General features: G+C 76.5%; 1 protein-coding gene. It reads left to right on the top strand.

Going from position 1 to position 11,092, the window contains the following annotated elements:
* Positions 1-36: 36 nt before the first annotated feature.
* Positions 37-11,085 carry a type I polyketide synthase gene (locus ACIQOW_RS17300; RefSeq protein WP_401085378.1) on the top strand — a complete coding sequence of 3,683 codons (11,049 nt, stop codon included), beginning with the start codon at positions 37-39 and terminating at the stop codon, positions 11,083-11,085.
* Positions 11,086-11,092: the final 7 nt, after the last annotated feature.

Raw genomic sequence — 11,092 nt, 5'->3', positions numbered from 1 at the left:
TCGGCGTCGAGGCACCACTCGTGAAGGGGAAGACCCATGGCGGATGACCAGAAGCTGCTCGACCATCTGAAGTGGGTGACGACCGAACTTCGCCAGGCGCACCGCCGGATCCGCACCATCGAGGACCGCGCGCAGGAGCCGATCGCGATCGTCGGCATGGGCTGCCGCTTCCCCGGCGGCGTCCGGACGCCCGCCGACCTGTGGCGGCTGGTGGCCGAACGCACCGACGCGGTCGGCGACTTCCCCGTCAACCGGGGCTGGGCCGAGGACGAGGACGAGGACTACGCCCGGCAGGGCGGCTTCATCCACGACGCCGACGAGTTCGACGCCGCGCTCTTCGGCATCAGCCCGCGCGAGGCCACCGCCATGGACCCGCAGCAGCGGCTGCTGCTGGAGGCCTCCTGGGAGGCCTTCGAGGCGGCGGGCCTGAACCCGCGCGCGCTGCGCGGCAGCCGCACCGGCGTGTTCACGGGCACCAACGGCCAGGACTACGGGCTGGTCGCGCTCGCCTCCCCGGAGGGCCTGGAGGGGCACATCGCGACCGGCACCACCGCCAGTGTGATGTCGGGCCGGCTCTCGTACGTGTTCGGCCTGGAGGGCCCGGCGGTCACCGTGGACACCGCCTGCTCCTCCTCGCTGGTGGCCATGCACTGGGCGGCCCAGGCGCTGCGCTCCGGCGAGTGCGACCTGGCCCTCGCGGGCGGCGCCACCGTGATGTCCACCCCCGGCGGGTACGCCTCCTTCAACCGGCAGGGCGGGCTGGCCTCCGACGGCCGCTGCAAGGCCTTCGCGGCCGGCGCGGACGGAACGGGTTGGGGCGAGGGCGTCGGCGTGCTGGTGCTGGAGCGGCTCTCCGACGCCCAGCGGCTCGGGCACGACGTGCTGGCGGTGGTGCGGGGTTCGGCGGTGAACCAGGACGGCGCCTCCAACGGTCTGACGGCGCCCAACGGGCCCTCGCAGGAGCGGGTGATCCGGCAGGCGCTGGCGAGCGCCCGGCTGGAGGCCGCCGAGGTCGACGCGGTGGAGGCGCACGGCACGGGGACCAGCCTCGGCGACCCGATCGAGGCGCAGGCGCTGCTGGCGACGTACGGGCAGGAGCGGGCGGGCGAGCCGCTCTGGCTGGGCTCGGTCAAGTCGAACATCGGCCACACCCAGGCGGCGGCCGGTGTCGCGGGCGTGATCAAGATGGTGCAGGCGATGCGGGAGGGCGTGCTGCCGGCCACCCTGCACGTCGACGAGCCGACCCCGCACGTGGACTGGTCGGCGGGCGCGGTGGAGGTGCTGGCCGAGGCCAGGCCGTGGCCGGAGCTGGACCGGCCGCGCCGGGTGGGCGTGTCGTCCTTCGGGATCAGCGGCACCAACGCCCACGTCATCCTGGAGTCCGCGCCGGAGACGGCTCCCGAGGAGCCTTCGGCGGTGCCGGTGCCGGTGCCGGGCCCGCTGACGGGGTCGGTGCCGTGGCCGGTGTCGGGGCGGACGGCCGAGGCGCTGTCGGCGCAGGCCGGGCGACTGGCCGAATTCCTTCGTGGTGAGCGGGAGTTCGCTCTGGCGGACGTGGCCGCGACGCTGCTCTCCCGGGCCGGGCTGGAACACCGTGCGGTGGTGCTCGGCTCCGATCGGGACGGCCTGGTGGAGGGCCTGGCGGCGGTGGCCGAGGGGCGCCCCGCGGCCGGTGTGGTGTCGGGCACCGTGACCGGGGGCCGGACGGCGTTCCTGTTCACGGGGCAGGGTGCGCAGCGGGCCGGGATGGGCCGGGGTCTGTACGAGGCGTTCCCGGTGTTCGCGGCGGCCTTCGACGAGGTCTGTGCGCGGTTCGACCTGGGCAGGCCGCTCAAGGACGTGGTGTTCGAGGGCGCCGAGGACCTGGACCGGACGATGTGGGCCCAGGCCGGGCTGTTCGCCGTCGAGGTCGCTTCGTACCGTTTGCTCGAATCCTGGGGCGTGGTACCGGAGTTCCTTCTCGGGCACTCGATCGGGGAGATCGCGGCGGCGCACGTCGCCGGGGTGTTCTCGCTGGCCGACGCGTGCGCGCTGGTGGCGGCGCGGGGCCGGCTGATGCAGGCGCTGCCCGAGGGCGGCGCGATGCTCGCCGTGCAGGCCGCCGAGGCCGAGGTGCGCGAGGCGATCGGTGAGCGGCTCGACGTCGCGGCCGTCAACGGGCCTGCCTCGCTGGTGGTTTCGGGCCCCGCCGAGGTGGTGGACGAGTTCGCCGCCCGCTGGAAGGCCGAGGGCCGCAAGACCAGCCGGCTGACCGTCTCCCATGCGTTCCACTCGGCCCTGATGGAGCCGATGCTCGCCGAATTCGCCGCAGTCCTGGAGCAGTTGACCTTCGCCGAGCCGCAGATCCCGCTGGTCTCCAACCTGACCGGCGAACCCTCCGCGCCCGGGATGCTCACCACCCCGGACTACTGGCTGCGCCAGGTCCGCGAGGCCGTCCGCTTCGCCGACGGCGTCGACACCCTGGGCCGTCAGGGCGTCACCCGCTACGTCGAACTCGGCCCGGACGCCGTGCTGGCCGGTCTGGCCGGACAGTCGGCCGCCGACGGGACCTTCGCCCCGCTGATGCGCCGCGAGCGGGACGAGGCCGAGACCGCCCTGACCGCCCTGGCCGTCCTCTGGACCACCGGCGCCGAACCCGACTGGTCCCGGGCCGTCACCGCCGGCCGCCGGACCGAGCTGCCGACCTACGCCTTCCAGCGCGAGCGCTACTGGCCGAAGCCCACCGCCGGCTCCGGCGACGTACGGGCCCTCGGCCAGATCGGCGCCCGGCACCCGCTGCTGGGCGCCGTCATCGCCCTGAACGGCGGGGGAGTGGTGCTGACCGGCCGGCTGAGCCTGGCCACGCACCCCTGGCTCGCCGACCACGCCGTCCTGGACACCGTGCTGGTGCCCGGCACCGCCCTGGTGGAGCTCTCGCTGCGGGCGGGCCGGGAGGCCGGCTGCGAGGTGCTGCGGGAGCTGGTGATCCAGTCGCCGCTGGTGCTGCCCCAACAGGGCGGCGTCGCCGTCCAGGTGAGCGTCGGAACGGCCGACGAGGCGGGGGACCGCACCGTGGAGGTGCTGTCGCGCGCCGAGGCGGAGGACGCCGAGTGGGTGTGCCACGCCGTCGGGGTGCTCGCTCCGGCGGGCGCGCCCGCCGCACCCGCCACGCCCGCCGCCTGGCCGCCCGCCGGTGCCGAGCCCGTCGACCTCACCGGCTTCTACGAGCGGCTGACCGCCGTCGGCTACGGCTACGGCCCGGCCTTCCAGGGCTTGCGGGCGGCCTGGACGGCCGGCGACAGCGTCCACGCCGAGGTCGTCCTCCCCGAGGCGGCCGCGGGCCAGGCCGAGGCGTTCGGCCTGCACCCCGCGCTGCTGGACGCGGCCCTGCACGCGGTGGGCTTCTCCGCCGCCACCGACGAACACCGCGCCGCCCGGCTCCCGTTCGCCTGGACGGGCGTCCGGCTGCACGCGGCCGGCGCGTCCGCGCTGCGGGTGACCCTGACCGTGACCGCCGACGGCATGGCGCTGGGCGTCGCGGACGGCACCGGGGCCCCGGTGATGACCATCGACTCCCTCGTGCTGCGCGAGGTCGAGGCCGCCCAGCTGGGCCCGGCCGTCGACCCCGCCGTCGCCAGGTCGCTGTTCGAACTCGGCTGGACCCCGGTGACGGCGCCGGACGGCACCGTCGAGCCGTCCGCCCTGGCCCTGCTCGGCCCGGACCTCCGGTCGCTCGACGCGCCCCGGTTCCCCGGCCTGGCCGAGCTGCTCACCGCGCTCGACGGCGGGCGGCCCGCGCCGCGGCTCGTCGTGCTGCCCGTCCCCGGCACCGCCACCGCCACCGGCACCGGCACCGACGCCGCCGACCTGCCCGGCCGGGTGCGGGAGACGGCCGGCCGGGTCCTGGCGGACCTCCAGGCCTGGCTGGCCGAGGACCGGCTGACGGACAGCAGGCTGGCGGTCGTGACGCGTGGCGCCGTCGCCGTCGGGCAGGGGCCCGTCGACCCGGTCGCCGCGGCCGTCCGGGGCCTGGTCCGCTCCGCGCAGACCGAGAACCCCGACCGGATCGTGCTGGTCGACCTGGAGCATGACGGCCCGGACGGCGACGGCCCGGGCGACTGGTGCCGGATCGCCGTCCACGGCGACGAGCCGGTCCTGGCCGTCCGTGCCGGCGTGCTCCTCGCCGCCCGGCTCGGCCGGCCCTCGGACGCGCTCGCCGTGCCGCCGGGGCGGGACGCCTGGCGGCTGGACACCCTCGGCCCCGGGACGCTGGAGAACCTCGCCCTGGTCGCCGCCCCGGACGCCGACCGGCCGCTCGGCCCCGGCGAGGTGCGGGTCGCCGTCCGCGCCGCCGGCGTGAACTTCCGGGACGTCCTGATCGCGCTCGGCATGTACCCGGAGCGCGCGCCGATGGGCGCCGAGGCGGCCGGCGTGGTGCTGGAGACCGGCCCCGGTGTCGAGGACCTCGCCCCCGGCGACCGGGTGTTCGGCTTCTTCTCCGGCGGCATCGCCGCCACCGCGGTCACCGTCCGCGACCTGCTGGCCCGCATCCCGGACGGCTGGACCTTCGCCCGGTCCGCCGCCGTCCCGCTGGTGTTCGCGACCGCCTACTACGGGCTGCGCGACCTGGCCGACGCCCGGCCGGGCGAGTCCGTGCTGATCCACGCCGCGGCCGGCGGCGTCGGCATGGCCGCCGTCCAGCTCGCCCGCCACCTGGGCCTGGAGGTGTACGGCACCGCCGGCCCCGGCAAGTGGGACGTGCTGCGCGGCCAGGGCCTCGGCGACACGCACATCGCCTCCTCCCGGGACCTGGACTTCGAGGAACGGTTCCGGGAGAGCACCGGCGGGCGCGGCGTCGACGTGGTGCTCAACGCGCTGGCCGGCGAGTTCGTGGACGCCTCGCTGCGGCTGCTCGCCTCCGGCGGGCGGTTCCTGGAGATGGGCAAGGCCGACGTCCGCGACACCGTCGGGCGCGACGACGTCACCTACCGCGCCTTCGACCTCGGCGAGGCGGGACCGGCACGGATGGGCGAGATCCTCGCCGAGGTCATCGCCCTGTTCGACGCCGGCGCCCTGCACGCCCTGCCGACCACCGCCTGGGACGTGCGCAACGCCGTCGAGGCGTACCGGCACATCGGCCAGGGCCGGCACGTCGGCAAGAACGTCCTCACCGTGCCCGCGCCGCTCGACCCCGAGGGCACCGTCCTGATCACCGGCGGCACCGGCACCCTCGGCGGGCTGCTCGCCCGCCACCTGGTGACCGGTCACGGCGTACGGCACCTGCTGCTGCTGAGCCGGCAGGGCCAGGCCGCCGCCGGGGCCGCCCAACTGGTCGGGGAACTGAGGGAACTGGGCGCCGAGGTGACCGTCGCGGCCTGCGACGCCGCCGACCGGGACGCGCTGGCCGCCCTGCTCGCCGAGATCCCCGCCGCGCACCCGCTGACCGGCGTGGTGCACACCGCGGGCGCCCTGGACGACGGCGTGTTCGGCGCGCTGACCCCGGCCAGGCTCGACACGGTGCTGCGCCCCAAGGTGGACGCCGCGGTCCACCTGCACGAGCTCACCGCCGGCGCCGACCTGGCCGCGTTCGTGCTCTACTCCTCCGCCGCCGGCACCTTCGGCACCGGCGGCCAGGCCGGCTACGCGGCCGCCAACGCCTTCCTGGACGCCCTCGCCGCGCACCGCAGGGCGGCCGGCCTGCCCGCCCAGTCGCTCGGCTGGGGCCTGTGGGAGAAGGCCAGCGCCCTCACCGGCCACCTCGCCGACGGCGACACGGTCGTCAGCGGCGACCGCCTCGGCGGCACCCTGAGCGCCGGCCTCGGCCTGGCCCTCCACGACCGCGCGGCCGCCCTGCCCGCCGCGCACCTGCTGCCGATCGCGCTCGACCTCTCGGCCGCCCGCGGCGCGACCGCCGAACCGCCGTCCCTGCTGCGCGGGCTGGTGCGCTCGGCCCTGCGGCGGGCCGCCGCGGGAGAGCGGGCGGACGGGCAGGCCTCGCTGGAGCGCCGCCTCCAGGGCCTGGAGGAGAGCGCACAGCGCCAGCTGCTGCTCGACCTGGTCCGGACGAACACGGCGACCGTGCTCGGCCACGCCGGGGCCGAGGCGGTCGGCCCGCAGCAGGCCTTCAAGGACCTCGGCGTGGACTCGCTGGCCGCGGTGGAGCTGCGCAACCGGCTGAACGCCGCCACCGGGCAACGGCTGCCCGCGACCCTGGTGTTCGACTACCCGACGGCCACGGCCCTCGCGGACTTCCTCGCCACCCGGCTGCTCGGCACCGCCGCCGAGGCAGCCGGGACCAGGACCGCGGCCGCCGTCGCCGACCCCGGCGAGCCGATCGCCATCGTCGGCATGGCCTGCCGCTTCCCCGGCGGGGTGGCCTCCCCGGCCGACCTGTGGCGGCTGGTGGCCACGGGCCGGGACGGGATCGCCGGCTTCCCGACCGACCGCGGCTGGGACCTCACCGGGCAGTCCGGTGCGTACGCGCCGCTGGGCGGCTTCGTCGACGACGTCGCGGACTTCGACGCCGGGCTGTTCGGCATCTCGCCGCGCGAGGCGCTGGCGATGGACCCGCAGCAGCGGCTGCTGCTGGAGGCCGTCTGGGAGGCCTTCGAGTCCGCGGCGCTCGACCCCGGGGCGCTCAGGGGCGAGTCGATCGGCGTCTTCGCCGGCGCCGCCCCCTCGTACTACGGCGTCGACGTGGAACTGCCCCAGGGCACCGAGGGGCACCGGCTGACCGGCGGCGCGACCAGCGTGCTGTCCGGCCGGGTGGCGTACGCCTTCGGTCTGGAGGGCCCGGCGATGACCGTCGACACCGCCTGCTCCTCCTCGCTGGTCGCCCTGCACCTCGCCGTCCAGGCGCTGCGCGGTGGCGAGTGCGACATGGCGCTCGCGGGCGGCGTGACGGTGATGACCGGCTCCGGGGTGTTCAGCGAGTTCGCCCGGCAGGGCGGGCTGGCGCCGGACGGCCGGTGCAAGGCCTTCGCGGGCGGTGCGGACGGGACGGGCTGGGGCGAGGGCGTCGGCGTGCTGCTGGTCGAGCGGCTGTCGGACGCGCGCCGCAACGGGCACGAGATCCTGGCGGTGGTTCGGGGGAGCGCGGTCAACCAGGACGGTGCCTCCAACGGCCTCACCGCCCCCAACGGCCCGTCCCAGCAGCGGGTGATCCGGCAGGCGCTCGCCAACGCGGGGCTGTCGGCCGCCGAGGTGGACGCGGTGGAGGCGCACGGCACGGGCACCAGGCTCGGTGACCCGATCGAGGCCGGGGCGCTGCTCGCGACGTACGGGCAGGAGCGGGCGGGCGAGCCGCTCTGGCTCGGCTCGGTGAAGTCCAACATCGGGCACACCCAGGCCGCGGCCGGCGTCGCGGGTGTGATCAAGATGGTGGAGGCGCTGCGGCACGGGACGCTGCCGGCGACCCTGCACGTGGACGAGCCGTCGCCGCACGTGGACTGGTCGGCGGGCGCGGTGGAGCTGCTGACGGAGGCCAGGGCGTGGCCGGAGGCGGATCGGCCGCGCCGGGCGGCCGTGTCGTCCTTCGGGATCAGTGGCACCAACGCCCACGTGATCCTGGAGTCCGTGCCGGCCGTCGAGTCCGCCGAGTCTCCGGCTGTCGAAGGTCCGGTGCCGTGGCTGCTGTCGGGCAAGACCCCGGCCGCGCTGGCCGCGCAGGCGGGGCGGCTGCGGGAGTTCGCCGCGGAGCGTGCGGAGTTGGCGGTGTCCGATGTCGCCGGGTCGCTGTTGTCGCGGGCCGCTCTGGAGCACCGCGCGGTGGTGCTGGGCGCGGACTGGACCGCGCTGCTGGACGGGCTCGACGCCTTCGACGCCTTCGACGGCGAGGGTGTGGTGCGGGGCCGGGTGGTGCCGGGTGACGTGGTGTTCGTCTTCCCGGGGCAGGGTTCGCAGTGGGTCGGCATGGCGCGTGAACTCGCCGAGGCCTCACCGGTGTTCGCGGCGCGACTGGCGGAGTGTGAGGCGGCGCTGGCGCCGTACGTGCCGTGGTCTCTGACCGGGGTGCTGCGCTCGGCCGCCGAGCTGGACCGGGTCGACGTCGTCCAGCCGGTGCTCTGGGCCGTGATGGTGTCGCTCGCGGAGGTGTGGCGGTCGTACGGCGTCCGGCCCTCGGCCGTGATCGGCCACTCCCAGGGCGAGATCGCGGCCGCGGTGGTCGCGGGTGCGCTGTCCGTGGAGGACGGTGCGCGGGTGGTGGCGCTGCGGAGCCAGGCGATCATCGAACTCGCGGGCGGCGGCGGCATGGTGTCCGTCGCGGCGGGCAGCGCGCTGGTCGGGGAACTGATCGCGCCCTTCGACGGCCGGATCTCCGTCGCCGCGTACAACGGCCCGTCCTCGACGGTGGTTTCGGGTGAACCGGAGGCCCTGGACGAGCTGGTGGCGCTCTGCGAGGCCCGTGAGGTGCGGGCCCGCCGGATTCCGGTGGACTACGCCTCGCACTCGGCTCAGGTGGACCGGTTGCGTGAGCGCATCCTGGACGACCTGGCCGAGGTCGCTCCGGTCACCTCCGCGGTGCCGCTCTTCTCGACTCTCACGGGCACGTCGATCGACACGGTGCGGATGGATGCCGGGTACTGGTTCGACAACCTGCGCTCCCCGGTCCGGTTCGAGGAGGCGACGCGTGCGCTGCTGGCCGGTGGCCGGTCGGTGTTCGTGGAGTGCAGTCCGCACCCGGTGCTGACCGTCGGTGTGCAGGAGACCGCCGACGCGGTCGAGGCCGAGGCGGCCGTGCTGGGCACCCTGCGGCGTGGCCAGGGCGGCCCCGAGCAGCTGCTGACCGCCCTGGCCGAGGCCTGGACCGCCGGCGTGGCCGTCGACTTCGCGTCGCTGCTGCCCGCCGGCCGCCGCATCGGACTGCCCACCTACGCCTTCCAGCGCGACCGCTACTGGCCGGACCAGGCCCCGGCCGCCGGTCCGCGGGAGACCGGCGCGGCCGACCCGGTGGAGGCCGGCTTCTGGGCCGCCGTCGAGCGCGGCGACCTGGCCGAGCTGGCCGACACCCTCGATCTAGGGGCGAACGCGCTGGACCAGGTCGTGCCCGCGCTCGCCACCTGGCGCACCCGCCGCCGCCGGGACGCCACCATCGACGGCTGGCGCTACCGCGTCGACTGGACCCCGCTGACCGGCCTGCCCGCCACCGGGCTGCTGGACGGCACCTGGCTGGTCGTCGCCCCGCAGGAATCCGAGCTCACCGACTGGGCCGTCACCGCGCTGCGCGCCGCCGGAGCCGAGGTGACCGTCCTGCTCGACCCCGGCACCGGCCCGGACGCGCTGGCCGCCGGGCTCGCCGAGGCGGCCGCAGCACCGGGCGCCGTGGCCGGCGTCCTGTCGCTGACCGCCGCCGTCGGCGCCGCCCTGCCCGCCTCCGCCCTTCCCGAGGGCACCGCCGCCACCCTGGCCCTGCTCCAGGCGCTCGGCCGGGCCGGCATCGAGGCGCCGCTCCGGGTGCTGACCAGGGGCGCCGTCACCACCGGCGGCGGCGACACGCTGGACAACCCGGCGCAGGCCCCGGTCTGGGGCCTCGGCCGGGTGGCCGCACTGGAGCACCCGGAGCGCTGGGGCGGCCTGGTCGACCTGCCGCAGGACGTCGACGCCAGGACCGGCGACCTGCTGACCGCCCTGCTGTCCGAGGACACCGACGAGGACCAGATCGCGATCCGCGCCACCGGGCCGCTCGCCCGCCGGCTGGTGCGCGCCCCGCTGGACCCCGCCCTTCCGGTGCCAGCCGGCTGGCGGCCCACCGGCACCGTCCTGGTGACCGGCGGCCTGGGCGCGCTCGGCGCCGAGTCCGCCCGGTGGCTGGCCGGGCGCGGCGCGCCGCACCTGCTGCTGCTCGGCCGGCGCGGGGCCGACACCCCCGGCGCGCAGGCCCTCGCGGAGGAACTGACCGGGTACGGCAGCCGGGTCACCCTGGCCGCCTGCGACACCGCCGACCGCGACGCCCTGGCCGCCGTCCTGGCAGGAGTGCCGCAGGACCAGCCGCTGACCGCCGTGCTGCACGCCGCCGGAGTCGACGGCCAGGCCCCGCTGGACGAGGCCGGCACCGGCCACCTCGACGCGGTGCTGGGCGCCAAGCTCGGGGGAGCGGTGCACCTGCACGAGCTGACCCTCGGACTCGACCTGGAGCAGTTCGTCGTCTTCTCCTCGGTCTCCGGGATCTGGGGCGGCGGCGGCCAGGGCGCGTACTCGGCCGGGAACGCGTTCCTGGACGCACTGGTGGAGCACCGCCGGGCCCGCGGCCTGGCCGGCACCTCGGTCGCCTGGGGCGCTTGGGCGGGCGCGGGAATGGCCGCCACCGGGGACACCGACGGCCTGCTGCGCCGCGGCGTGACCCCGATGGACCCCGAACTGGGCATCCAGGCCCTCGCCCAGGCCGTCGACCGGGCCGAGCACGGCCTCACCGTGGCCGCGGTGGACTGGGAGGCCTTCGGCGCGGCCTTCACCTCCACCCGGCCCAGCCCACTGCTGGCCGGGCTGCTCACCGGCCCGGCGGAGGCCGGGAGTCCGGAGCCCGCCGAGCCGGAGGACGCCGACGAGGCGGCCGCCCTCGTCGCGCGGCTGACGGCGGCACCGCTGCGGCAGCGCCCGCAGATCCTGGTCGACGTGGTGCGCGCCCAGGCGGCCACCGTGCTGCGCTACCAGGACGGCCGCACCCTCACGGCCGGCCAGGCCTTCAAGGACCTCGGCTTCGACTCGCTGACGGCCGTCGAGCTGCGCAACCGGCTGAGCCGGGTGACCGGGCTGCGCCTGCCGCCGAGCCTGGTGTTCAACCACCGCACCCCCAACGGGGTGGCGGCCTTCCTCGGCGAGCAGCTGGGCGTCCTGACCGAGGACCGGCCGGCCGGGCCGGACGAGGCGGCGGTGCGTGCCGCCCTGGCCGCCATCCCGATCGAACGGCTGCGGGAGGCCGGGCTGATGGACACCCTGCTGGGCCTGGCCGGGGCCGCCACCCCCGAGCCGGCCGGCCCGCTGGACGACCCGGGCACCCAGGACGGCCCCGACGGGCCGGACGAGCCGGACGGTCTCGGCGACCTGGACGACCTGGATGCCGACGCCCTGATCGAGATCGCCCTGAACACCGAACGAGACGACGTCTGAGCCATGG

Origin of the sequence: Kitasatospora sp. NPDC091335 (genome assembly GCF_044757205.1) — a bacterium.
Lineage (GTDB): Bacteria > Actinomycetota > Actinomycetes > Streptomycetales > Streptomycetaceae > Kitasatospora.
This window is presented reverse-complemented; position numbering and strand designations above follow the sequence as displayed.

Coding starts and splice junctions, on each gene's coding strand:
- ACIQOW_RS17300 (WP_401085378.1), top strand. CDS start 37: ATGGCGGATGACCAGAAGCTGCTCGACCATCTGAAGTGGGTGACGACC.